General features: G+C 69.8%; 16 protein-coding genes. 7 read left to right on the top strand and 9 right to left on the bottom strand.

The genetic code is table 11. The features are described 5' to 3' along the window. Window positions 1-128 precede the first annotated feature (128 nt). The 6 genes from ACH4G3_RS01660 to ACH4G3_RS01635 all read left to right on the top strand — a co-directional run bounded on the left by ACH4G3_RS01660 (window position 129) and on the right by ACH4G3_RS01635 (window position 10165). Complete coding sequence (locus tag ACH4G3_RS01660; protein WP_397622560.1) at window positions 129-2504, top strand: glycoside hydrolase family 2 protein; 2376 nt, start codon at window positions 129-131, stop codon at window positions 2502-2504. Next, window positions 2501-3535: a LacI family DNA-binding transcriptional regulator gene (locus ACH4G3_RS01655; protein WP_397622559.1), complete on the top strand. Its 1035-nt coding sequence runs from the start codon at window positions 2501-2503 to the stop codon at window positions 3533-3535. The genes ACH4G3_RS01660 and ACH4G3_RS01655 overlap by 4 nt, the downstream gene beginning before the upstream one ends. 197 nt (window positions 3536-3732) lie before the next feature. Continuing rightward, window positions 3733-4950, top strand: coding sequence for a thiolase family protein (locus tag ACH4G3_RS01650; protein ID WP_397622558.1), 1218 nt, complete (start codon window positions 3733-3735; stop codon window positions 4948-4950). Beyond that, entirely contained in the window at window positions 4947-7076 is a 2130-nt protein-coding gene (locus tag ACH4G3_RS01645; RefSeq protein WP_397622557.1) for a 3-hydroxyacyl-CoA dehydrogenase NAD-binding domain-containing protein, read from the top strand. Before ACH4G3_RS01650 ends, ACH4G3_RS01645 begins: the two co-directional genes overlap by 4 nt. 162 nt (window positions 7077-7238) lie before the next feature. Further along, window positions 7239-8681: a cellulose binding domain-containing protein gene (locus ACH4G3_RS01640; protein ID WP_397622556.1), complete on the top strand. Its 1443-nt coding sequence runs from the start codon at window positions 7239-7241 to the stop codon at window positions 8679-8681. Between the two features lie 59 nt (window positions 8682-8740). After that, window positions 8741-10165 (top strand): polysaccharide deacetylase family protein, encoded by a 1425-nt coding sequence (locus tag ACH4G3_RS01635; RefSeq protein WP_397616563.1) that lies wholly within the window; start codon window positions 8741-8743, stop codon window positions 10163-10165. 81 nt (window positions 10166-10246) lie between these two features. Here ACH4G3_RS01635 and ACH4G3_RS01630 read toward each other — a convergent pair whose 3' ends face one another. The 3 genes from ACH4G3_RS01630 to ACH4G3_RS01620 form a co-directional block, all read right to left on the bottom strand. Next, window positions 10247-11992 carry a glycosyltransferase gene (locus ACH4G3_RS01630; protein ID WP_397622555.1) on the bottom strand — a complete coding sequence of 582 codons (1746 nt, stop codon included), beginning with the start codon at window positions 11990-11992 and terminating at the stop codon, window positions 10247-10249. Then, window positions 11989-13260: a nucleotide sugar dehydrogenase gene (locus tag ACH4G3_RS01625; RefSeq protein ID WP_397622554.1), complete on the bottom strand. Its 1272-nt coding sequence runs from the start codon at window positions 13258-13260 to the stop codon at window positions 11989-11991. The genes ACH4G3_RS01630 and ACH4G3_RS01625 overlap by 4 nt, the downstream gene beginning before the upstream one ends. Window positions 13261-13468: 208 nt before the next feature. Next, window positions 13469-14485, bottom strand: a complete 1017-nt coding sequence (locus ACH4G3_RS01620; RefSeq protein WP_397622553.1) for a PLL family lectin — start codon at window positions 14483-14485, stop codon at window positions 13469-13471. Window positions 14486-14567: 82 nt separating this feature from the next. Here ACH4G3_RS01620 and ACH4G3_RS01615 point away from each other — a divergent pair, with 82 nt between their 5' ends. Then, the gene (locus tag ACH4G3_RS01615; RefSeq protein WP_397622552.1) at window positions 14568-14945 is read left to right on the top strand and encodes a PIN domain-containing protein; all 378 of its coding nucleotides are present in this window, start codon (window positions 14568-14570) and stop codon (window positions 14943-14945) included. Between the two features lie 91 nt (window positions 14946-15036). Here ACH4G3_RS01615 and ACH4G3_RS01610 read toward each other — a convergent pair whose 3' ends face one another. From ACH4G3_RS01610 to ACH4G3_RS01585, 6 genes are all read right to left on the bottom strand, one after another. Then, complete coding sequence (locus ACH4G3_RS01610) at window positions 15037-16536, bottom strand: amino acid permease (protein WP_397622551.1); 1500 nt, start codon at window positions 16534-16536, stop codon at window positions 15037-15039. 136 nt (window positions 16537-16672) lie between these two features. Then, complete coding sequence (gene dxs, locus ACH4G3_RS01605) at window positions 16673-18604, bottom strand: 1-deoxy-D-xylulose-5-phosphate synthase (protein ID WP_397622550.1); 1932 nt, start codon at window positions 18602-18604, stop codon at window positions 16673-16675. A 180-nt stretch (window positions 18605-18784) separates the two neighbouring features. Beyond that, window positions 18785-20086 carry a sugar ABC transporter permease gene (locus ACH4G3_RS01600; protein WP_354748519.1) on the bottom strand — a complete coding sequence of 434 codons (1302 nt, stop codon included), beginning with the start codon at window positions 20084-20086 and terminating at the stop codon, window positions 18785-18787. After that, the gene (locus tag ACH4G3_RS01595; protein WP_010033972.1) at window positions 20083-20874 is read right to left on the bottom strand and encodes an ATP-binding cassette domain-containing protein; all 792 of its coding nucleotides are present in this window, start codon (window positions 20872-20874) and stop codon (window positions 20083-20085) included. Before ACH4G3_RS01595 ends, ACH4G3_RS01600 begins: the two co-directional genes overlap by 4 nt. A gap of 218 nt (window positions 20875-21092) precedes the next feature. Then, window positions 21093-22193, bottom strand: coding sequence for an ABC transporter substrate-binding protein (locus tag ACH4G3_RS01590; RefSeq protein ID WP_354748619.1), 1101 nt, complete (start codon window positions 22191-22193; stop codon window positions 21093-21095). A 133-nt stretch (window positions 22194-22326) separates the two neighbouring features. Further along, window positions 22327-23538, bottom strand: coding sequence for an ROK family transcriptional regulator (locus tag ACH4G3_RS01585; RefSeq protein ID WP_397623353.1), 1212 nt, complete (start codon window positions 23536-23538; stop codon window positions 22327-22329). Between the last annotated feature and the right edge of the window lie 432 nt (window positions 23539-23970).

Raw genomic sequence — 23970 nt, 5'->3', positions numbered from 1 at the left:
GGAAGAGCACGTGCGGTATGGCTGGTTCGGCACTCTGACAGCGCTTTCTCAACCGGTAAAGTCCCATTCCCGCCAACGCTGCGAAAACCTGTACACGACTCTTTACTGGACCGGTTAAGGGAGTGCGCATGCTGGAGGCCACACCGCTCGGCGACGGATGGATCCTGCGGCACGAGCCGGACCCGCTCCCGGCCTCCGTGCCGGGCTGCGTGCACACCGACCTGATGGCGGCCGGGGTGATCCCGGACCCGTTCCTGGGTCTGGGCGAGTCGGAGGTGGCGTGGGTGGGGCGCCGGGACTGGACGTACGAGCGCGAGCTCACGAGCGCGTCCGCGCAGGAGCAGACCGACCTGGTCTTCGACGGGCTCGACACCGTCGCCGAGATCTCCCTGGACGGGCGGCTGCTCGGCAAGGTGCGGAACATGCACCGCTCGTACCGGTTCGACGTGACGGGCCTGTCCGGGCGGCTGTCCGTGCGGTTCGTCTCCGCCTACGCCGAGGCCGAGGCCGTGCGGGGGCGGCTGGGCGAGCGGCCCGCCGCCTACGCCGAGCCCTACCAGTATCTGCGCAAGATGGCCTGCTCCTTCGGCTGGGACTGGGGACCGACCCTGGTGACGGCCGGGATCTGGCGGCCGGTGCGCCTGGAGCACTGGTCGACGGCCCGGATCGCCCGGGTGCGTCCGCTGGTCACCGTCGACGAGGGCGTGGGCGTCGTCGAGTTGGCCGTCGACGTGGAGCGGACCCGGGTGGAGGCGCCGCTCGCCCTGGAGGCGACGGTCGGCGGCGTGCGGGCGCGCGCGGAGATCGACGGGGCGGGCGGGGCCGTACGGCTGCGGGTGCCGGACGTCCGGCTGTGGTGGCCGCGCGGCTACGGCGAACAGCCGCTCTACGACGTCGAGGTGAGGCTGCTGCACGGCGACGACGCGCTGGACGTGTGGCGGCGGCGGGTCGGCTTCAGGACCGTCGGGCTGGACCGGCGGCCCGACGCGCACGGCACGGGATTCACGCTCGTCGTCAACGGCGAGCGGATCTTCGCACGGGGCGTCAACTGGATCCCCGACGACGTCTTCCCGTCCCGGATCACCCGCGAGCGGTACCGGGAGCGGCTGGAGCAGGCGGCCGGGGCGGGTGTGGACCTCGTACGGGTCTGGGGTGGCGGGATCTACGAGAGCGAGGACTTCTACGACGCCTGCGACGAACTCGGGCTGCTGGTCTGGCAGGACTTCCCGTTCGCGTGCGCGGCCTACCCGGAGGAACAGCCGCTGCGCGGTGAGGTGGAGGCCGAGGCCCGGGAGAACGTCGTACGACTGATGCCGCATCCGTCGCTGGTGCTGTGGAACGGCAACAACGAGAACCTGTGGGGCTTTTGGGACTGGGGCTGGGAGCCGCGGCTGGCCGGGGACTCCTGGGGCGAGGGGTACTACCTGGGCGTACTGCCGCGGGTGGTGGCCGAGCTGGATCCGACACGGCCGTACACGGCGGGGAGTCCCTGGTCCGGGTCATGGGACCGGCATCCGAACGATCCGGCGCACGGCACCCACCACTCCTGGGAGGTGTGGAACCGGGAGGACTACGCCGACTACCGGCGATGCGTCCCCCGGTTCGTCGCCGAGTTCGGCTGGCAGGCGCCGCCCGCGTACGCCACGCTGCGGCGGGCGCTGCCCGGGGAGGAACTCGCGCCGGACTCCCCCGGCATGCTGCACCACCAGAAGGCCGACGACGGCAACGGGAAGCTGGAGCGGGGGCTGGCCCGCCACTTCGCCGTGCCGAAGGGGGACTTCGACCGCTGGCACTACCTGATGCAGGTCAACCAGGCACGGGCGGTCGCGGCCGGGATCGAGCACTGGCGTGCGCACTGGCCGGTGTGCGCCGGCACGGTCGTCTGGCAGCTCAACGACTGCTGGCCGGTGACGTCCTGGGCGGCGATCGACGGGGACGGACGGGAGAAACCGCTGTACCACGAGCTGCGGCGGCTGTACGCGGACCGGTTGCTGACGCTCCAGCCGCGGGACGGCGGGCTGGTGCTGGCCGCCGTCAACCAGGCGGCCGCGGACTGGACACCGGCCCTGACCCTGCGGCGGATGTCCGTCGACGGCGAGGTGCTGGGGCAGCTGGCGATGGAGGTGACGGCCGGGGCGCGGACGGTGGCGCGTGTCGACGTACCACGGGAGCTGACGCCGTCCGAGCCTGAGGAGTTCCTGGTGGCGGACGCGGACGCCGACGGGATGCGTGCGGTGCACTTCCCGGTGCCGGACCGTGACGTGCCCTACCCCAGGCCGGAGTTCGATGTCGCGCTCGCCCCCGACGGCGTAACCGTCACCGCTCGCACCCTGGTCCGGGACCTGCTGCTCCAGGCCGACCGGCTGGATCCGCGGGCGCGGGCCGACCGAGGGCTGATCACGCTGCTGCCGGGGGAAGAGGTGACCATCGGGGTGCGCGGCTGGAAGACTCCGGACCCGGAGCGTGCTCGTTCGGCCCTGTACTGCGTGGAGCCCACCCGATGACGGCAACGCCGGCCCCCCGCGTCACCATCAAGGACGTCGCCGCGCGCGCGGGTGTGTCCAAGGGTGCCGTGTCGCTCGCGTTCAACCACAAGCCCGGGCTGTCGGAGGCGACCCGGGACCGGATCTTCCGGGCGGCACGGGAGCTGGGCTGGGCGCCGAACCTCACGGCGCGGACGCTGGCCGGTTCGCGCGTGGACGTGGTGGGACTCGCGGTGTGCCGGCCGGCGCGGATGCTCGGGCTCGAACCCTGGTACATGGAGTTCGTCTCGGGCGTGGAGAGCGTCCTGGCCGAGCACTCCTGCTCCCTGCTGCTGAGACTCGTACGGAATCTGGACGAGGAGGTGGGGGTCCAGGAGTCGTGGTGGCGGGGGCGGCAGATCGGCGGGTCGATCCTCGTCGACTTCCGGGCCGGCGATCCCCGGGTGGACCTGGTGGAGCGGCTCGGGCTGCCGGTGGTCGCGGTGGGGCATCCCTCGCTGACCGGGGGGCTCACCTCGGTGTGGACCGACGACGCGACGGCCGTGACGGAGGCGGTGCGGTATCTGGCGGCGCTGGGGCACCGGCGGATCGCCCGGGTGGGCGGGGCGGCGGCCCTCGGGCACACGGCCATCCGGACGGCGGCGTTCGACGAGGCGGCGGGGGCGCTGGCGCTGGCCGGGGCGTGGCAGGTGGCGACGGACTTCTCCGGGGACGCGGGGGCGCGGGCGACGCGTTCCTTGCTGACGGCGGCGCCGCCGGACCGGCCGACGGCGATCGTGTACGACAACGACGTCATGGCGGTGGCGGGCCTGTCGGTGGCGGCGGAGATGGGGTTGCGGGTGCCGGAGGACGTGTCGCTGCTGGCGTGGGACGACTCGCAGCTGTGCCGGCTGACGCATCCGACCCTGTCCGCGATGAGTCATGACGTGCACGGGTTCGGGGCGGAGGTGGCCCGGACGTTGTTCTCGGTGATCACCGGGGGTGAGGGCGGGTCGCATCCGGTGCCTACTCCGGTGCTCACGCCTCGCGGGTCCACTGCGCCGCCCCGGTGAGCGCCGTGTGGGTCTGCGGCTCTCGTGGTGGGTTGCTCGCGCAGTTCCCCGCGCCCCTGAAAAATCGGGGCGCTGCCCCACCGGAGATTTGGTGTGACCTTCACCGCTCGCCATGTCAGGACTGGGCAGCTACGTTACTCATAAGTAGCATGGGATGAGCAAGCGCTCAGCGTCCTGGACCCTGGAGGAGAGCCATCGTGCCTCGTACCGTCAGGGACGTCGTCTTCGTAGACGGCGTCCGCACCCCGTTCGGCAAGGCGGGCCCGAAGGGCATCTACCACGAGACCCGTGCCGACGACCTCGTCGTGAAGGCGATCCGGGAGCTGCTGCGCCGCAACCCCGGCCTCGACCCGAAGAAGATCGACGAGGTCGCCATCGCCGCGACCACGCAGATCGGCGACCAGGGCCTCACCATCGGCCGTACCGCGGGAATCCTCGCCGGCCTGCCGCAGTCCGTGCCGGGTTACTCCATCGACCGCATGTGCGCGGGCGCCCTGACGGCCGTGACCACGGTCGCCGGTTCCGTCGCCTTCGGTGCCTACGACGTCGCCATCGCCGGCGGTGTCGAGCACATGGGCCGTCACCCGATGGGCGAGGGCGTGGACCCGAACCCGCGGTTCGTCAGCGAGAAGCTGGTCGACGAGTCGGCCCTGTTCATGGGCATGACCGCGGAGAACCTGCACGACCGCTACCCGCAGATCACCAAGCTGCGCGCCGACGAGTACGCCGTGCGCTCCCAGGAGAAGGCCGCCAAGGCCTACGCCAACGGCAAGATCCAGGCCGACCTGGTGCCGGTCTCGGTCCGCCGCACCTCCCCCGAGGCCGGTGAGACGGGCTGGGGCCTGGTCACCGCCGACGAGCCGATGCGCCCGGGCACGACCCTGGAGAACCTCTCCGGTCTGAAGACGCCGTTCCGCGTCCACGGCCGGGTCACCGCCGGTAACGCGGCCGGTCTGAACGACGGCGCCACCGCCTCGCTCATCGCCTCCGAGGAGTTCGCGCGGGAGAACGACCTCCCCGTGAAGATGCGCCTGGTCTCCTACTCATTCGCGGGCGTCGAGCCGGAGGTCATGGGCTACGGCCCGATCCCGGCGACGGAGAAGGCGCTGGCCCAGGCGGGCCTGTCGATCTCCGACATCGGCCTGTTCGAGATCAACGAGGCCTTCGCCGTCCAGGTCCTGGCCTTCCTCGACCACTACGGCATCGCCGACGACGACGAGCGCGTCAACCAGTACGGCGGCGCCATCGCCTTCGGCCACCCGCTGGCCTCCTCCGGCGTCCGTCTGATGACGCAGCTGGCCCGCCAGTTCGAGGAGCAGCCGCACGTCCGCTACGGCCTGACGACCATGTGCGTCGGCTTCGGCATGGGCGCGACGGTCATCTGGGAGAACCCGCACTTCGAGGGGGACAAGTGAGCACCACCGCCGAGCTTCTGAAGCAGGCTTCCGAGCTGTTCCCGGACGAGGTCGTCACGAGTGCGCACGTACGCCACTTCGACCTCCCCGCGGGTGCCGGGCGCTTCGCCCTGATCACCCTGGACAACGGCCTGGACCACACCAAGCCGACCACCTTCGGCCCGGCCTCGCTGGCGAACCTCAACGCCGCGATCGACCAGGTCGAGAAGGAGGCCGCGGACGGCGAGATCGTCGGCGTCGGCATCACCGGCAAGCCGTTCATCTTCGCGGTCGGCGCCGACCTCAAGGGCGTGGAGATCCTCAAGGAGTACGAGCACGCGCTCGCCATCGGCAAGGGCGGCCACGAGGTCTTCAAGCGGCTGTCCAAGCTGGCCGTGCCGACCTTCGCGTACTACAACGGCGCCGCGATGGGCGGCGGTGTCGAGGTCGGTCTGCACTGCACCTACCGGACCGTCTCCGCGGCCCTCCCGGCGTTCTCGCTCCCCGAGGTCTTCCTCGGCCTGGTCCCGGGCTGGGGCGGCTGCACGCTGCTGCCGAACCTGATCGGCGCCGACAAGGCCGTCTCGGTGATCATCGAGAACAGCCTCAACCAGAACAAGCAGCTCAAGGGCAAGCAGGTCTACGAGCTCGGGATCGCCGACGCGCTCTTCGAGGGCGCGGACTTCCTGGAGCAGTCGCTGATCTGGACCGCCTCCGTCCTCAAGGGCGAGATCGAGGTCGAGCGCCCGGTGATCGACCGCGGCGAGGGCTGGGACCAGGCCGTCGCCAAGGGCCGTTTCATCGCGGACTCCAAGGTGCACGGCGCGGCCCCGGCCGCCTACCGCGCCCTGGACATCATCGCCGCCGCCAAGAACGGCGACCTCCAGCAGGGCTACGACGCCGAGGACAAGGCGCTCGCCGACCTGATCATGGGCGGTGAACTGCGCGCCGGCATCTACGCCTTCAACCTGGTGCAGAAGCGCGGCAAGCGCCCGGCCGGTGCCCCGGACAAGAACCTGGCCCGCCCGGTCACCAAGGTCGGTGTCGTCGGCGCCGGTCTGATGGCCAGCCAGCTCGCGCTGCTGTTCCTGCGCCGCCTGGAGGTGCCGGTCGTGCTGACCGACATCGACCAGGAGCGCGTCGACAAGGGTGTGGGCTACGTCCACGCCGAGATCGACAAGCTGCTCGGCAAGGGCCGCATCAACCAGGACAAGGCCAACCGCCTCAAGGCGCTGGTGACCGGTGTCCTGGACAAGGCCGAGGGCTTCGCGGACGCGGACTTCATCATCGAGGCCGTGTTCGAGGAGATGGGCGTCAAGCAGAAGGTGTTCGCGGAGGTCGAGGCGGTCGCCCCGGCGCACGCGATCCTGGCCACCAACACCTCCTCGCTGTCGGTGTCGGAGATGGCCTCGAAGCTGAAGCACCCCGAGCGGGTCGTCGGCTTCCACTTCTTCAACCCGGTCGCCGTGCTGCCGCTGCTGGAGATCGTCCGCGGCGAGCAGACCGACGAGGCCTCCCTGGCCACGGCGTTCGGTGTCGCCAAGAAGCTGAAGAAGACCGCGGTGCTCGTCAAGGACGCCCCGGCGTTCGTCGTGAACCGCATCCTGACCCGCTTCATGGGCGAGATCCAGAACATCATCGACGAGGGCACCCCCGTCGAGGTCGCCGAGAAGGGCGTCGAGCCGCTGGGCCTGCCGATGTCGCCGCTGGTCCTGCTGGAGCTGGTCGGCCCGGCGATCGGCCTGCACGTCTCCGAGACGCTCAACAAGGCGTTCCCGGACCGCTTCACGGTCTCCCCGAACCTCAAGGCGGTCGTCGAGGCGGGCAAGCGCGGCTTCTACGTCTACGACAGCGGCAAGCCCGAGCTGGACCCGGAGGTCGCCGCGCTGCTGAAGCAGGGCGACAGCGTCCTGACGGAGGAGCAGGTGCGCACGCGCGTGCTCGACGCGGTGGCGCAGGAGATCGGGCTCATGCTCGACGAGGGCGTCGTCGCCGAGGCGCAGGACATCGACCTGTGCCTGATCACGGGCGCCGGCTGGCCGTTCCACCTGGGCGGCATCACGCCGTACCTGGACCGCGAGGGCGTCTCCGAGCGGGTCAACGGCAAGAGGTTCCTGGCGCAGGGCGTGGCGAGCGTCCCCGCGTAACGCGTAACCCCTGAGGGGGGTGGGGCGTACGGTAACGATCCGGACGCCCCGCCCCCCTTCTGCATACCGCCACAGATAGGATCCTCACACAATCTGACCATTGTTTACCGTGCCCTGACGGTCTCCACCGGAGCCCACCGGGTGTCCTCGAAGGAGTCTTTCGTGGCGTCCTCCCGCCGCCGCCCACCCGGACGCCGGGTCTGGCCCAAGATCAGGCTCCTGCTCCTGGTGGCGGTGGTCGCCGCCGGCGGCACGGCGCTGTATCCCGTGTGGAAGGCGGCGAATCCGGACCCGCCCGAGCTCAAGGTCCGCTACCGCACGGACACCCCGGCGACCGCGACGGCCGCCAAGCCATCGCTGGAGGTCTTCAACGACACGGAGAAGCCACTGCCGTTGAGCGATGTGACGCTCCGGTACTGGTTCACCGCCGACGGCGCCGCCTCGTACGCCTTCAACTGTGTCAACGCCGCCTTCGGCTGCTCGAACGTCGCCGGCCGGATCATCGCGATGGACAAGGCCACCGACAGCGCCGACCACTACCTGGAGGTCAGGTTCACGGCCGGCGCGGGCAGCCTCGAGCCCGGTGCCAACAGCAAGGGCATCGACCTCCAGCTCTTCCGCACCGACCACAAGCAGTTGAAGCAGTCCGACGACCGCTCCTTCGACGCCGAGATGACGTCGTACAAGGAGGCGGAGAAGGTCACCGCCTACAAGCGGGGCGTCCTCGCCTGGGGCGAGGAGCCGGACGGCACCGAGGCCAGTGCCGAGAAGAAGGCCTCGGCGCAGTCCGCCGCACCCGACCCGCTGCCGGCTCCCCCGGCCGGGGTGCTGTTCGACGACTTCACGTACCAGGGCGCCAAGGACCCGGCCCTGTTCAAGCACGGCTGGCTGGTCCGCACCAGCAAGGGCGGCCCCGGCATCGAGAGCACCTGGTCGGCGGACGGCGTCACCTTCCCCACCGCCGAGGGCGCCCACGAGGACGGCCAGGTGCTCAACCTGCGCGCCAGCACGGACGGCACCAAGGCCGGGACGAAGCAGGCGAGCCTCGGCACGGCCGCGAGCAAGTTCCGCGACGGCACCTACGCGGCCCGGATCCACTTCAGCGACGGGCCGGCCACCGGAGACTCCGGCGACCACGTCAACCAGACCTTCTACGCCATCGGCGGCACCGGCTCGAAGTACAGCGAGCTGGACAACGAGTACATGCCGAACGGCGGCTGGGGCCGTCCCGGTCCCAAGCTCGACACCGTGACCTGGTACGACCACAAGACGAACGACCGGGTCTACGAGACCACGAACAAGAGCCTCGCCGCCTGGCACACCGTGCTGATCAGGGTGAAGGACGGCGTGGTCGCCTACTGGCTCGACGGCAAGAAGGTCTTCCTCAGCAACGGGAAGTACGCCCCGCGCGCGGACATGTCCGTGAACTTCAACCACTGGTTCATCGATCTGCCCTTCAGGGGCAACCGCGCCTGGGACATGAAGGTGGACTGGCTCTACTACAACGCGAACGAGACCCTGTCGGCGAAGCAAGTGCAGTCCGCTGTCGACGGCTTCACCGACGAGGGCATGAACTACTTCGACACGGTTCGGGAGTCCCGGTGAGCAAAAGGCGGTCCGGCGCCCACAGGCACGCTGCAGAGGCGACGGAGGACAAGCCGGTGGTGAGCAGGCGCTCCGCTCTGCTGATGGGCGGTACAGGAGGCGTCGCCATGGCCGGCGGCGGCGCGTGGCTGGGCAAGGTGGTGGCGCAGCCCGCCGCCGCCCCGGCCGCCGAGGGAGCCATCGGAGGCCTCGCCACGCCTCCCCTCTACGCCCCCTCCGGCCGTCGCCCCAAGTACCGCCGGGCCGGCTGGTCCCAGCAGTTCCAGGCGTCCCACGGCTGGACGCCCGGGGGTGCGGGCACCGCGTCGGCCGAGGCGAACGACAAGTCCGTCTTCGTGCGCGGCACCCAGTCGGTCCGGGTGACCACGAACGGCAGCGGCAAGCAGTCCTACGTCCGCAGGACCGGCATGCCCGCGGTCAGCCTGACCGGCAAGATGATCCGGCTGGTCTTCCGCGTCGACGACGTGACGAACCTGGCCAAGCTCGTCTTCTACCTGGGCAGCGGCTCCCTCGCGAACCACTTCGCCTGGACCTTGCACACCCACTCCAAGACGTCGGCCAACTACGTCCAGTCCGGGGAATGGGTGACGGTCCATCTCCAGTGGGCGGACGTCAACGCGGCGGCCGGCACGTACTCCATCGGCGCCGACGGCAAGCCGTCCACGAAGACCGGCTTCACCGACATGTCGTTCGCCGTGTACGACAACGCGGGCGGCCCGGTGACGTACCGGCTCCAGGCCGTCGAGCTGATACCGGACACCGTCTCGGTCTTCCCCAAGGGCGTCGTCTCCATCACCTTCGACGACTCGCACAAGTCGATCCACGACCTGGCCCGCCCGGTCATGGACCGCTACGGCTTCCCCGGCACGGTCTACAACATCGCCGACGCCATCGGTACCGGCAGCTTCCTGACACTCAACCAGATGCGCTCGATGCAGGACTTCTCCGGCTGGGAGATGGCGGGCCACTCGTACGCCAACGCCGTCCACACGGCGAGCTATCCCAAGCTCACCGCCGAGGAGGCCGACGCCGACTTCCGGAAGCTGCGCGAGTGGCTGGTGTCCAACGGCTTCACCAGCGAGCACTTCGCCTATCCGCACGGCGCGTTCCAGAAGACGACCGACGGTGTCCCGGTCGACCAGATCGCGAGCCGGCACTTCACCACGGCCCGGTCGATCATCTCCGAGACGATCGAGTCGTTCGCGCCGGCGATGCCGTACCGGCTCAAGGCACTGACCGGCATCAACGACGGCACCGGCATCGGCGGTACGGCACTGTCGAAGCTGACCGGCGCGGGCGGCCGGCTCGACCGGTGCGTGAACAGCGGTGACTGGCTGATCCTCTGCCTGCACAAGGTCACCGAGGGCGCCCCCGCGACGAGCACCGAGATCGGCAAGGCGGGCCTGGAGACGCTGATGAAGGCGATCGACGACCGGGACATCCCGGTGCTGACGGTCGAGGAGGCGATGGCCTCGTACACCTGAGGCCCGGACGCACCGGACCGGCCACATGAGAGAGGGGCGGCCCCCCGGCCGCCCCTCTCCTGCCCGTCCGACAGGGGCGGCCTACCAGCCGCCCTGGCCGTTGCCCTGCTGCCAGGAAGGGTCCTGGTACGGGTACGCGCCCTGCTGGGGCTCGTGGCCCTGGCCCGGGTACTGCTGCTGGTACTGGTCCGGGTAGCCGTCGTACCCGCCCTGCCACTGCTGATGGCCGGCCGGTTCCGGTGTCCCCCAGCTCACGCGCTGCTGCGGGGCCGCCGCGTGCTGCTCCTCGTCGTAGCCGGGGATCGGCTGCGGCTGGGCCGGGATGCCGCCGGACGGGCGGGGCCGGGAGCGCAGGGCCACGCCCTCCAGACGCATCAGCTGGAGCGTCTCGGTGACCTTCTTGTCGGAGTACGGGTCCTCTTCCTCGAAGATCTCCGTCACATCGGACTCGTGGTCACCGGCCACGGACACCTCGACACCGCCCTGGCGGGTGCCCCAGCTGCCCTTGTGCAGGGTGAACAGGGCGTAGAAGCGCAGCGGGGTGAGCAGGGTCAGCTGGATCACGCCGTAGATCGGCGCGAGCAGGAACATGCCGAACCGCTTGACGAAGCCCATGCCGCGGCGCGGGAAGTCGAGGTAGCGCACATTGCGCAGGTAGCCCATCAGGACCATGAAGACCAGGTAGTCACCGATGTGGTTGACGAACTGCTCGGGCTTGATGATGGGCAGAATGACCATCGAGTAGAACATCGCCGAGCCGAAGACCAGCCACAGCGCGAGTTCCATACAGGTCAGCCAGAAGGCGGGCCGGTACTTCTTCTGGTGCCGGAAGGCCCAGAGCGACTCGCGGAAGAAGGACTTGTTCCAGCGGACCTGCTGGCGCAGGAAGTGCGGCAGCTTCTCGGGGACGGCCGTGTAGCCGACTGCCGTCTCCTGGAAGACGACCTGGCCCTCCATCAGGCAGTAGTTGGTCATGCGGCGGTCGTCGCCGAAGACGGCCGGCTTGCCCAGGAACTGCTGGTTGAGGAAGTCCGGCAGGTACTTGCGCACCAGCGTGCCGCGGTACGCCGACAGCGCGCCGCAGCAGCACAGCACCGACTTCAGCCGCGAGTAGGCGGCCCGCTCGAAGAGGAACGAGTTGCCGTAGCGCAGGTCCTGCAGGCGGGTGAAGATGTTGCTGTCGTGGTTGAGCGCCAGCACCATGCCGGTGGAGGCCATGATCTTCTCGTCGGCCAGCGGCAGCAGCAGTTCGCGCACGGTGTCCCGGGACAGCACGGTGTCCGAGTCGACGCAGAGGAAGATGTCGGAGTACGGCGCGGCCTCGAAGCCCAGCGCCAGCGCCTCGCGCTTGCCCTTGTTCTCGGGCTGCACGCTGACGGTGTACTTGACGCCCTTGGCCTCGAACTCGCGGCGCATCTTCTTCGCCGCCCTGATGCCGGAGTCATCGGCACTGGCGTCGTCGATGATGTGGATCTCGTTCGGCAGGCGGCTCTGCGCGAGGAGGCTGCGCATGCCCTGCTCGAACATCACCGGGTCCTCGTTGTAGATCGGGATGACCGCGGTGACCCAGGCGTTCTCCAGGTACTCCAGCTCCTCCCGCCCGGCCTTGGCCGGACGGTAGAAGAGGGCGCCGAACATCTTCAGGGCCAGCAGTCCCATGGCACCCATCGAGTACAGGTGCAGGGACCCCGCGTCGAGCCGGGTGGCGATGAGCGCGGCAAGGCCCAGGAAGACGAAGTACGAGACCTTCAGGTGCCGCCGTTTGCGGTGTGCGCGGCGGCCGCCGGAGTCGACGGCCCCGGGTATGTACGTGTCTTCGGTTGTCACAGCTTGACCACCCGCGGGTGGTCGGCGGACTTGCCCCGGGTGTCGAAGAGCGCCCTGGCCCGGTCGGCGAGCACGTCCAGGTCGATCTCGCGGTGCGGCTGGAGCAGGATCGTGAGGTCGGCGGCCTCGGCGGCGGCGAGATAGTCCTCGGCGCGCTCGACGGGGGCGCCCCCGACGTGCCAGTCCTCGACCCGCGGGTCGAAGTAGACGAGTTCGGCACCGCGCGCGAGGAGGTTCTCCGCGACGGCCAGGGCCGGGCTCTCGCGCTGGTCGGAGATGTCCGGCTTGTAGGTCACGCCGAGCAGCAGGACGCGCGAGCCGCGCACGGCCTTGCGCTGGTCGTTGAGCAGGTCGGCGGCCCGGTTGACGACATGCACGGGCATCCGCTGGTTGATCTCCTGCGCCAGCTCCACGAACCGGAACGGGATGCCCAGCGAACGGACCTTGTACGACAGGTAGTTGGGGTCGATCGGGATGCAGTGCCCGCCGACGCCGGGGCCGGGGTAGAAGGGCGCGAACCCGAACGGCTTCGTGGACGCGCACCGGATCGCGTCCCACAGGTCGACACCGATCTCACGGCAGAACATCGACATCTCGTTGACGAGTGCGATGTTGACGTGCCGGTAGGTGTTCTCCAGCAGCTTGGCCATCTCGGCCTCGCGGGTGCCCTTGGCCTCGACGACCCGGTTCACGAAACGCTCGTAGAGGGCGCGGGCGGCCTTGGTGCAGTCGGCCGTGACGCCGCCCACGACCTTGGGCGTGTTCTCCAGCCCGAAGGAGGCGTTGCCCGGGTCGATGCGCTCCGGGGAGAAGGCGAGGTGGAAGTCGGCCCCGACGCGCAGCCCGCCGGCCTCCAGTCGGGGCCTGACGACCTCGTCGGTGGTCCCCGGGTACGTCGTCGACTCCAGCACCACGAGCGTGCCGGCCCGCAGATGGGCGGCGATGTCGTCAACGGCCGCGTGCACCGCGCCGAGGTCCGGAGCACCGTGGTCGGTGAGCGGCGTCGGCACGCACACCACGACCGCGGCGGCGTCGGCGATGACACCGGCGCGGTCGGTGGCCTCGAAGCCCCGCTCCAGCATGGCGCGCACATCGGAGTCGGTGATGTCGTCCACGTGCGAACGGCCGGCGTTCAGCCCGTCGACCACCCGTCGGCTGCGGTCGAGACCGGCCACCTTGAGGCCGGCGGCAGCCGCGGACCTGGCCAACGGCAGCCCCACGTAACCGAGTCCGACGACGACAAGATCCACCGCGGAGGATCTGCTCACGACATCATTCCCCAACCCCGTTGCCGCGGCCCCGGCCAGACGCAGCGGCAACCGGCCCCCCAGCAAATCGAACAGTGCGAGGAGGCTAACAAAATCTTCACTTTATGACCATGTTCACCCGAGGTGCGTCTCGTCACGCACACATCCCTACAACCGTTGTCACACTTCGGGTGTCTGGAGCGACGGGAGCCTCAGAAGGAACGGGGTGTCAGATCTCCCGCCAGGCCTCCAGCGCGAGCCCCGGCTCGTCCTTGCGGCGGGTGAGGAACAGCTTCCCGGTCGACGGCGAGAGGGAGGCCGCGACGACCTCGTCGTGCTCGTCGAGCGCCAGCGACACGGCGGCGTCGGCGGGCAACTGGGGCCCGGACTCGGTCCACCAGGCCCCGGCGGACTCCTGTTCGGTCGGATAGGCGGCGAACGCGACCCGGCCACTGGAGGACCGCTGGGCGAGCACGGTGCAGTCGTGCCCCTCGATCTCACAGCGCACGGCGGACACGGGACCCGGCCCCGCGGAGGCGATGAGCGTCACCGGCTTCTCCCCCGGGCGCCAGGCGCACAGGTCGCCGGAGGCGTCCGTGAAGAAGAGGGTGGTGTGCTCGGCGGACGTGGCGATCGCCCGCAGGGTCCCCGGACGCGCGGGCGCGTCGGCCCCCTCTCCCCGCACCGGGGTCCGGCCCGCCTCCTCCTGCCGCCAGTGCAGAATCCCGCCGCCCGCGCTCGCATACACCTCGACCAGCCCCGACTCCCCCGTGACGGCGGCCAACTCCCCCTCCACGTCGTGCCCCCCGAGGTCCTGCCAGGGCCCCCAGCCGCCCTTCTCCTTCTGGTTGCGCAGGCTCACTCCGCCGCCCTCGTTACGGACGAAGACATAGCCACGCCCCTGCGCGTCGACGGCGACGGCGGGCTCGCCCGTCCGGTCGCCCTTCTTGTCGGGATGCCCGATCGGAACCCAGTCCAGGGGCGCGAGCCGGGGCCGGAAGTGTGTGGAGTGCACGAGGCCCGACTCGCCCGGCACGGTGGGCCGCCAGGCGGCCAGATGGGCGTAGCCGTCGGCACCCTGGCCGACCGCGACGCCCGGGTGCAGCTTCTGGGTGCCGCCGACGGTTCGGGGGGCGTCCCAGGAGCCGGCGGGGCCGCGTTCCGCACGGCACAGGACGGCGTCGCCGGAGGGCAGGTAGACGGTGAGGCGGCCGTCGCGGCCGCGGATGAGCCAGTCGCCGTTCACCGGTTCACCTTACGCGGACGGGGCGCGTTGACGACTCGCCCGCCCCCTGCCCGGCCGGGATCCGCCGTGCGACCCTGACCACATGAACAGCAACGCTCCCCTGCTTGTCGTCGTCGACGCCGCGAATGTCGTCGGGTCGGTGCCGGACGGTTGGTGGCGGGACCGCAAGGGCGCGGCGGAGCGGTTGCGGGACCGGTTGGCGTCGGACGGCGTGCCAGGTTTGGCCGCCGCCGGGGCGGTGGAGATCGTGCTCGTCGTGGAGGGGGCGGCGCGCAGGGTGGAGTCCGTGGCGGGGGTGCGGGTGGAGTCGGCGCCGGGCAGTGGGGACGACCACATCGTGGAGGTGGTCGCGTCGGCCGGTGACCGTTCCGTACTGGTGATCACGGCGGACCGGGAGCTGCGGAGGCGGGTCGGGGAACTGGGGGCGGAGGTGGCGGGGCCAAGGTCGGTACGGCCGTAGGGGCACTGGGGGGGCGCTGCGCGACCCGGTGCTGGGACGGACCCCCGGCGCGGCCCCGCCCCACCACCCGCGAGCAGGCGCAGGGAGCGCGCTAGAGCGCCTCCTCCGGCTTCGTTGCCTCTCCCTTCGCGAGGCGGCTGTGTGTGCGGCCGTAGAGGAAGTACACGACGAACCCGGCGACCATCCAGATGGCGAACCGCACCCACGTCTCCGCCGGCAGGTTGATCATCAGCCACAGTGAGGCGCACACCGACAGGATCGGGATGACCGGCACCCACGGTGTGCGGAACGCCCGGTGCAGGTCGGGGCGGGTCCTGCGGAGGACGAGCACACCGATGGCGACGACCACGAAGGCGAACAGCGTGCCGATGTTCACCAGCGCGGCGAGCTCCGTCAGCGGAGTGAAGCCGGCCAGGATCGCGATGATCACGCCGAGCAGGATGGTCGGCCGGTGCGGGGTCCTGAACCGCGGGTGGACGTGCGAGAAGAACCGCGGCAGCAGCCCGTCACGGCTCATCGCGAAGAACACCCGGGTCTGACCGAGCAAGAGGATCATGCAGACCGTCGTCAGACCGACCGCGGCGCCGAAGCTGATGAAGCCCGCGTACCAGGGATGCCCGGTGGCCTTGAAGGCGTCGGCGAGCGGCGCGTCCACCGACAGCCGGCTGTAGTGCTGCATGCCGGTGACCACGATCGACACGAGAACGTACAGCGTGGTGCAGATCAGCAGGGAGCCGAGAATGCCGCGCGGCATGTCGCGCTGCGGATTCCGGGTCTCCTCCGCCGCCGTGGCCACGACGTCGAAGCCGATGAAGGCGAAGAACACGACGGAGGCGGCGGTGAAGATGCCCATCACGCCGAAGTTGGAGGGCGCCCAGCCGAACATGAGCTGGATCAGGGGGGCGTCGAGACTCTTCCCGGCCTCCACCGCCTTCTCCTTCGGGATGAACGGGTCGTAGTTGGCACCCTTGATGAGGAACGCCCCCGCGATGATCACGACGAGGACGACCGTCACCTTGATGGCGACGACCAGCGACGTGATCCGCGCGGACAGCTTCATGCCGAGCACGAGGATGACGGTGAGGACGAGGACGAGCGCGGCGGCGAGGATGTCGAAGCCGAAGACGTCCGAGCCCTCTCTGCTGCCCAGGGCCGCGGGCATCTCCCAGCCCGCGTTGTCCATGAGCGACTGGATGTAGCCGGACCAGCCGACGGCCACCACCGCCGTACCGAGCGCGAACTCCAGGACCAGGTCCCAGCCGATGATCCAGGCGGGCAGCTCACCGAGGGAGGCGTACGAGAACGTGTAGGCGGACCCGGCGACCGGGACCGTCGACGCGAACTCGGCGTAACAGAGCGCGGCCAGGGCGCACGCGACGCCGGCCGCGACGAACGCCAGGGCCACCGCGGGCCCGGCATTGTTCTTCGCGACTGTTCCGGTGAGGACGAAGATGCCGGTGCCGATGATCACGCCGACGCCGAAGACGGTCAGATCCAGCGCGGACAAGGACTTCTTGAGCGCGTGCTCTGGCTCCTCGGTGTCGAGGATGGACTGCTCGACCTTCTTCGTCCGGAAGAGGGTGCTGCTCACGGGGTACCTCCCACGCTTGTCGTCCTCGACATGATCGAGAGGGGGCACCATCCGTATGCCCCGGCGGGGACGAGTTCACGCCAATGGGCCGGTTGCGCCACCCTTGGCAGTGGTGCAACCGGCCCATTCGGCGGCGTCAGTCGCGCGCGGGCTCCACGGAGTCGACGGCGTCGGCCGCGGAGCGCTCGTACCTGCCGTCAAGCCTGGCGACCAAGCCGGTCACCTGGCGGGCGATGTCCGGTGCCGTGAGGCCGATCTCGGCCATGACCTCGGCACGCGAGGCGTGGTCGAGGAAGCGCGGCGGGATGCCGAAGTCGCGCAGCGGCACGTCGACGCCCGCGTCCCGCAGCGCCTGCGCGATCGCCGAACCGACACCACCGACCCGGCTGTTGTCCTCGACGGTGACGACCACGCGGTGCCGCTCCGCGAGCGGGGCCATGGCCTCGTCGACGGGTTTGACCCAGCGCGGGTCGACGACGGTGGTGGAGATGCCCTGCTTGTCGAGCAGGCCGGCGATCTCCAGGCACATCGGCGCGAGGGCGCCGACGGAGACCAGCAGCACATCGGGCCGGTCGGTGCCGGGCTCGCGCAGCACGTCCATGCCACCGACCCGGCCCACGGCGGGAACTGCGGGACCCACGGCGCCCTTGGAGAAGCGGACCACGGTCGGCGCGTCGTCGACGGCCACGGCCTCCCGCAACTGGGCGCGGACCTGGTCGGCGTCACGCGGCGCGGCCAGCCGCAGCCCCGGCACCACTTGGAGGATCGACATGTCCCACATGCCGTTGTGGGACGCCCCGTCGGTGCCGGTGACACCCGCCCGGTCCAGGACGAAGGTCACCCCGCACTTGTGCAGGGCCACGTCCATCAGCACCTGGTCGAAGGCGCGGTTGAGGAAGGTGGCGTACACCGCGAACACCGGGTGCACACCGCCCGTCGCCAGGCCCGCGGCGGACACGGCGCCGTGCTGCTCGGCGATGCCGACGTCGTAGACCCGCTCCGGGAAGCGCTTGGCGAACTTGTCCAGGCCCACCGGCTGGAGCATGGCGGCGGTGATGGCGACGATGTCCTCGCGCTCCTCGCCGAGCTTGACCATCTCCTCGCCGAAGACGGACGTCCAGTCGGCGCCGGAGGAGGCGATCGGCAGGCCCGTGTCGGGGTGGATCTTGCCGACGGCGTGGAAGCGGTCGGCCTCGTCCTGGAGGGCGGGCTGGTAGCCGCGGCCCTTCTCGGTGAGGCAGTGCACGATGACCGGCCCGCCGAACCGCTTGGCCCGCGCGAGCGCGGACTCCAGGGCCTCCAGGTCGTGCCCGTCGATCGGGCCGACGTACTTCAGGCCGAGGTCCTCGAACATGCCCTGCGGGGCGATGAAGTCCTTCAGGCCCTTCTTGGCGCCGTGCAGGGTGTCGTAGAGCGGCCGTCCGACGACCGGGGTGCGCTCCAGGACCTCCTTGGTGCGGGCCAGGAAGCGCTCGTAGCCGTCGGTGGTGCGCAGGGTCGCCAGGTGGTTGGCGAGGCCGCCGATGGTCGGCGCGTAGGAGCGCTCGTTGTCGTTGACGACGATGACGAGGGGCCGGTCCTTGGCGTCGGCGATGTTGTTGAGCGCTTCCCAGGCCATGCCGCCGGTCAGCGCGCCGTCACCGATCACGGCGACGACGTGGCTGTCGCGCTCGAGGAGCTCGTTGGCCTTGGCGATGCCGTCGGCCCAGCCGAGGACGGTCGAGGCGTGCGAGTTCTCGATGATGTCGTGCTCGGACTCGGCCTGCGAGGGGTAGCCGGACAGGCCGCCCTTCATCTTCAGCTTCGAGAAGTCCTGACGGCCGGTGAGCAGCTTGTGCACGTAGGACTGGTGACCGGTGTCCCAGAGCACCTTGTCCTTGGGCGATTCGAAGACCCGGTGCAGGGCGATGGTGAGCTCCACCACGCCGAGGTTGGGGCCGAGGTGACCGCCGGTCTTGGAGACCGCTTCGACAAGGAAGGTCCGGATCTCCTCCGCCAGCTGGTTCAGCTCCTCCAGGCTGAGCCGGTCCAGATCGCGCGGTCCCCTGATACGGGTCAGCAGCGGCACCCGTGCCTCCTTGCAGTAGAGCTGTTGCCGGGCTTGTCGAGTCTAATGTTCCGCCTTGGCGGGCGGCGCCGAGGCCATGCGTCGTACGTCACGCGTTCGGCTGTACCCAAGTTGTGCCACACCTACGACATGACTGTGCCCGGCACCTTTCGGTGCCGGGCACAGTCGTGTTCTTCGGAGCTACGCGCGCCCCGCGGTCTTCTGCGTCTTGCGCGTCACCGCGTCGATCACCACCGTGGCCAACAGCACACCACCCGTGATCATGTACTGCACCGGAGAGGCGATGCCCTCCAGAGCGAGCCCGTACTGGATCGACACGATCACCAGCACACCGAGCAGCGCGTTCCACGTCCGTCCACGGCCGCCGAACAGCGACGTACCGCCGATCACCGCGGCCGCGATCGCGTTCATCAGCAGGTCACCTCCACCGGCGCCCTGGTTCGCCGCGGCGATCTTCGACGCGATGAACAGACCGCCGACCGCCGCGAACGTCCCGGAGATCGCGAACACCGAGATCCGGACCATCTCCACGTTGATACCGGCACGGCGCGACGCCTCGACGCTGCCGCCGAGTGCGAACACCTTCCGCCCGTACGCCGTGCGCCGCAGCACGAAGTCCGTGACCAGCAGCACCACGATGAAGATCACCACGGCCAGCGGCAGGCCCTTGTACTGGTTGAAGACGATGGCGACGGCGAACGCGACGATCGCCAGCAGCACCGTCCGCACGATGGTCTCGCTCAGCGGCCGCGACGGCACTCCGGCGGCCTCACGGCGCCGGTTGCCGAGGAAGGAGCTGAGGAAGAACCCGGCGGTCACCACGGCGGCCAGGCCGTACGCGGCCGCCACGTCCGAGAAGTAGTAGCTGGTCAGCTGGGCCACGACCCCGTCCGGGTCGAGGTTGATCGTGCCGTTGTCGCCCAGGATCTGGAGCATGAAGCCGTTCCAGAACAGCAGTCCGGCCAGGGTGACGGCGAACGCCGGGACGCCGATCTTCGCGAAGAAGAAGCCGTGCAGCGTGCCGGCGACCGTGCCGGTGACGATGGCCAGCACGAAGGCGAGCCACTCGTTCATGCCGTTGGTGACGTTCAGCACGGCGAAGCTCGCACCCGCGACACCGCTGACCGAGCCGACCGACAGGTCGATCTCGCCCAGCAGCAGCACGAACACGATGCCGACGGCGATCATGCCCGTGCCGACCATGGCGACGGACATGTCGGACAGGTTGCCCGCGGTGAGGAAGTTGGAGTTCAGGCTCTGGAAGATGATCCAGATGATGGCCAGGCCGATGACGACCGGGATGGACCCCAGGTCACCGGACTTCATCTTCCGCTTGAACTCGGTGACGTAGCCGGCGAGGCCCTGCTCGCGCACGAGCAGCCGGGGGTCGACGACCGTGACGGCGGCCTTGGCCGCCTCGGGGTTCTCCACGACGTGGTCTTCGGGGGCTCCCGTGGCCGCGGAGGTCTTGTCGATGCTCACTTGGAAACCTCCCCGTTCGTGCGCGCCGCACGGCGGGTCACGGCGTTGTCGGTGGCGCCGGTGATGGCGGAGATGATCTCTTCCTGCGAGGTCGACTTGACCTCGAAGACGCCGTTGTTGCGCCCGAGGCGCAGCACGGCGACCTTGTCCGCGACGGCCTTCACATCGGCCATGTTGTGGCTGATGAGGATCACGGCGTGGCCGCGCTCGCGCAGCCGCTCGACCAGGTCGAGGACCTGCGCGGTCTGCTCGACGCCGAGGGCGGCGGTGGGCTCGTCGAGGATGACCAGCTTGGGCTCGCCGAGCATGGACCGGGCGATGGCCACGGTCTGGCGCTGGCCGCCGGAGAGCGAGGCGATCGGGATGCGCACGCTGGGAATGCGGATCGACAGCGTGTCGAGCAGCTCGCGGGAGCGGCGCTCCATCTCCACCTCGTCCAGGACACCGCGCTTGCGGATCTCCCGGCCCAGGTAGAGGTTGCCGACGACGTCGATGTTGTCGCACAGCGCGAGGTCCTGGTAGACGGTCGCGATGCCCAGGTTCTGGGCGTCGTGCGGCTTGTTGATCTGGACGGACCTGCCGTCCCATTCGATGACGCCCTCATCGATGGGGTGCACGCCGGCGATCGTCTTGACCAGCGTGGACTTTCCGGCGCCGTTGTCGCCCACCAGGGCGACCACTTCACCGGCGTGGACCTCAAGCTCTACGTCGGTGAGCGCCTGTACGGCACCGAACCGCTTGGAGACCCCGCGCAACGCCAGCACGGGCGTAGCGGACACGTGAACCATCTCCTTCGCCGCCTGACCCGGCGGGAGGTTGTGCAGAAGTGTGGGAGGAGTGATCACTCCGACGCCCCGCAGAGCTTGCGGGGCTGGTGTGGCGGGGCGCCGGAGGAACTCGGGGCAGCCTGGTCCCGTACGGGTCACGTCAGTGACCGGAGACAGGGAGCGACGGGAGTCCGGAGGCGGACTCCCGTACCCCTCCCTCGGGGGGACCTGACGGCTGCTTACTTGAGGCCGATCTTGTCGCAGGCGGCCTTGTACTTGCCGCTGCAGATCTCGCTCACGGTGTAGATGCCGTCCTTGATGACGGTGTCGTTGATGTTGTCCTTGGTCAGCGAGACGACCGGGACCAGGACGGACGGGATGGCCTTGGTGGTCGGGCTGTCGACCTTGTCCTTGGCGATCGAGTCGAGCGACTTGCCCTGGGCGAGGGCGACGGCCATCTCGGCCGCGACGTCCGCCTCCTGCGGGTAGGGCTTGTAGACGCTCATGTACTGCTCACCGGTGACGATGCGCTGCACGCCGGAGAGTTCGGCGTCCTGGCCGGTGACCGGGATGTCGGCGATGCCGGCGGCCTTCAGGGCGGTGATGATGCCGCCCGCCATGCCGTCGTTGGCGGAGTAGACGCCGATGATCTTGTCCTTGCCGAGGGCGGAGATGGCGCCCTCCATGTTGGCGTTGGCGTTCTCCGGCTTCCACTCCTTGGTGTCGTACTCGCGGCCGATGTTCACCTTGCCGTCGAGGACGGAGTGCGCGCCCTTCTTGAACTGGGCGGCGTTGGGGTCGGTGGACGACCCGTTCATCATGACGATCTGGCCGTCCTTGGCCTTGGAGCCCAGGGCCTTCAGCAGGGCCTCGCCCTGGGTCTTGCCGACGGTCTCGTTGTCGAACGAGGTGTAGGCGTCGATCGGGCCCTCGGCCAGGCGGTCGTAGGCGACGACGGGGATGCCGGCGTCCTTGGCCTTCTTCACCGAGCCGGCGATGGCCTTGGAGTCCACCGCGTCCACGATCAGCACGTCGACCTTGTTGGTCACCATCGTGTCGACCTGCTGGTTCTGCGTGCTGGCGTCCTGCTTGGCGTTGGCGTAGACGACCTCGCCCTTGCCGTTGGTGAGTTCCTTCACCTTCTTCTGGATCAGCGGCCGGTCGAACTTCTCGTACCGAGCGGTCGCGTTCTCCGGAAGGAGCAGGCCGACCTTGATGGCGTCGCCCTTCTTGGCGGACCCGGTGGAGTCGGCGTTGTCGCCGGACTCCTTGGCGCTGCCACAGGCAGCAAGCGAAACGGCCATCGCACCGGCGGCAATCGCAACAGCGGCGCGACGCATACGCGTGTTCACTTCAGAAACCTCCCTGACGAGGCCGCGACATTGCGGCCGAGGTGGCTGGAAGTCAACTCGGCCACACGTGCGACGTCAAGAAGTAAATCCTTAACGAGATGGCAACGGTGCCATCCGTTCTCTAAGTGAAGGCAGGGGTCGCCACCTGCAGGGCCCCGACCGCGGTCCCGTCCAAAAGTGTTGAATCGCCCATCTCGCTGAGGGCCAGCGCGAGCGCTCCGAGCACCTCCGCACGGCCGCCGAGTGCCCCGGGGAGAACGGAAAGCTGGCGTGCCGCGCTGGGAATGGCGTAGCGGCCCACGGACTCCCGGATCGGCCCGAGCACCAGCTCACCGGCCTCGGCGAGATCACCGCCGAGGACCACCCGGCTCGGGTTCAGCAGGTTGCAGAGATTGGCGACTCCACTGCCGATGTGGCGGCCGACGTCGGCGATCACCCGACGGCAGCCCGGGTCTCCGTCCCGCGCGAGCCGTACGACGCCTTCCATCGTCAGGTCGGTGCCGTGGCTGGACTGGAGGAGCGGGAGCACGTAGCGCGCGGCCGCGAAGGTCTCCAGGCAGCCGCGGTTTCCGCAGCGGCATACGGGGCCGGACTCGTCGAGTGTAATATGTCCGATTTCTCCGGCGGTACCGCCCGGGCCTCGGTAGATCTTGCCGTTGATCACCAGGCCCGCGCCGACACCGCTGGCGACCTTGATGTACGCCAGGTCGCGCACGCCGCGGCCGCTGCCCCAGACCATCTCGCCGAGGGCGCCGAGGTTGGCGTCGTTGTCCACGTGCACGGGTACGCCGAGCCGCTCGCGCAGCTCCTCGGCGGGCTTGGTGCCGGTCCAGCCGGGGAGGATGGCGGTCGAGCCGAGGGTGCCGGACTCGACGTCGATTGGGCCGGGGACGCCGAGGCCGACGCCGGCGATCTTGGAGCGGTCGACGCCGGTGGCCTCGATCAGGCGGGTGACCAGCTGTTCCGCGCGGTCGAAGCCCTGGGTGGACGAGGCGTCGACGTCCAAAGGCTCGGACTCCTCGGCCAGGACCTGGTGGGCGAGGTTGCCGATGGCGACGCGGAGGTGGGTGTGGCCGAAGTCGACCCCTATGACGATGCCGGCGTCCCCGCTGAGGGACACGCTGCGGGCCCTGCGGCCGCCCGCCGAGGTGGGTGTGACCTCGACCGTGCCGCCTTCCTTCAACTCCCGGACGATGTTGGACACCGTCGCGGCGGACAGGCCCGTCGTCCGCGCGATCTCGGCCTGGGTGAGGGAGCCCGCCAGGCGCACGGCTCGTACGACCCGCTCCAGGTTGGCTCGGTGCAGCGACGACTGCGACCCCGGAGTCTCCACGACGACCTCCTGCGCGCGGGGCCGCTTCGATGAGACCCCGTCCATGTCCAACTAGTGAACTCTAAGCTGAGCCGTTCGGGTTGCCTCCCGTCAAGAGGTTGAGCTGATTCCCCGGTGTGTGCGTGTGGTCGCGGAGGGCTACGGGGACCTCCGGCGGGGGGGCGGGGTGCCTGCGGCGGCCTGTGGCTGCTTCGGTGGGGGTGCGCCCTTGCGCCTGCGCGGCGGTGGTGGGTCGGGGCCGCGCCGGGGGGTGTCCGTCCTCGGAACGGCGCGATGGGGTTGCGTACCGACTCACCGTCCGTTGACGCGCCAACCGCTGCGGGCGGACACCCCCCGACACGTCCCCTTCCGTGCGTACGCGGGTGCGGGCGCGTCTCGCCTGAGCTGCGGGCAATCGTGCCGCTAAGGGCGGCACGGGTGGGCGCAGCGGCA

The organism is Streptomyces afghaniensis (genome assembly GCF_044327915.1).
Classification (GTDB): domain Bacteria; phylum Actinomycetota; class Actinomycetes; order Streptomycetales; family Streptomycetaceae; genus Streptomyces; species Streptomyces afghaniensis.
The sequence above is the reverse complement of the archived record's forward strand: the minus strand, read 5'-3'. Positions and strand labels throughout refer to the sequence as shown.

Bases quoted from the DNA above. Each gene is read 5' to 3' on its own strand.
- ACH4G3_RS01660 (WP_397622560.1), top strand. From the start codon at position 129: ATGCTGGAGGCCACACCGCTCGGCGACGGATGGATCCTGCGGCACGAG.
- ACH4G3_RS01655 (WP_397622559.1), top strand. From the start codon at position 2,501: ATGACGGCAACGCCGGCCCCCCGCGTCACCATCAAGGACGTCGCCGCG.
- ACH4G3_RS01615 (WP_397622552.1), top strand. From the start codon at position 14,568: ATGAACAGCAACGCTCCCCTGCTTGTCGTCGTCGACGCCGCGAATGTC.
- ACH4G3_RS01595 (WP_010033972.1), bottom strand. From the start codon at position 20,874: ATGGTTCACGTGTCCGCTACGCCCGTGCTGGCGTTGCGCGGGGTCTCC.
- ACH4G3_RS01590 (WP_354748619.1), bottom strand. From the start codon at position 22,193: ATGCGTCGCGCCGCTGTTGCGATTGCCGCCGGTGCGATGGCCGTTTCG.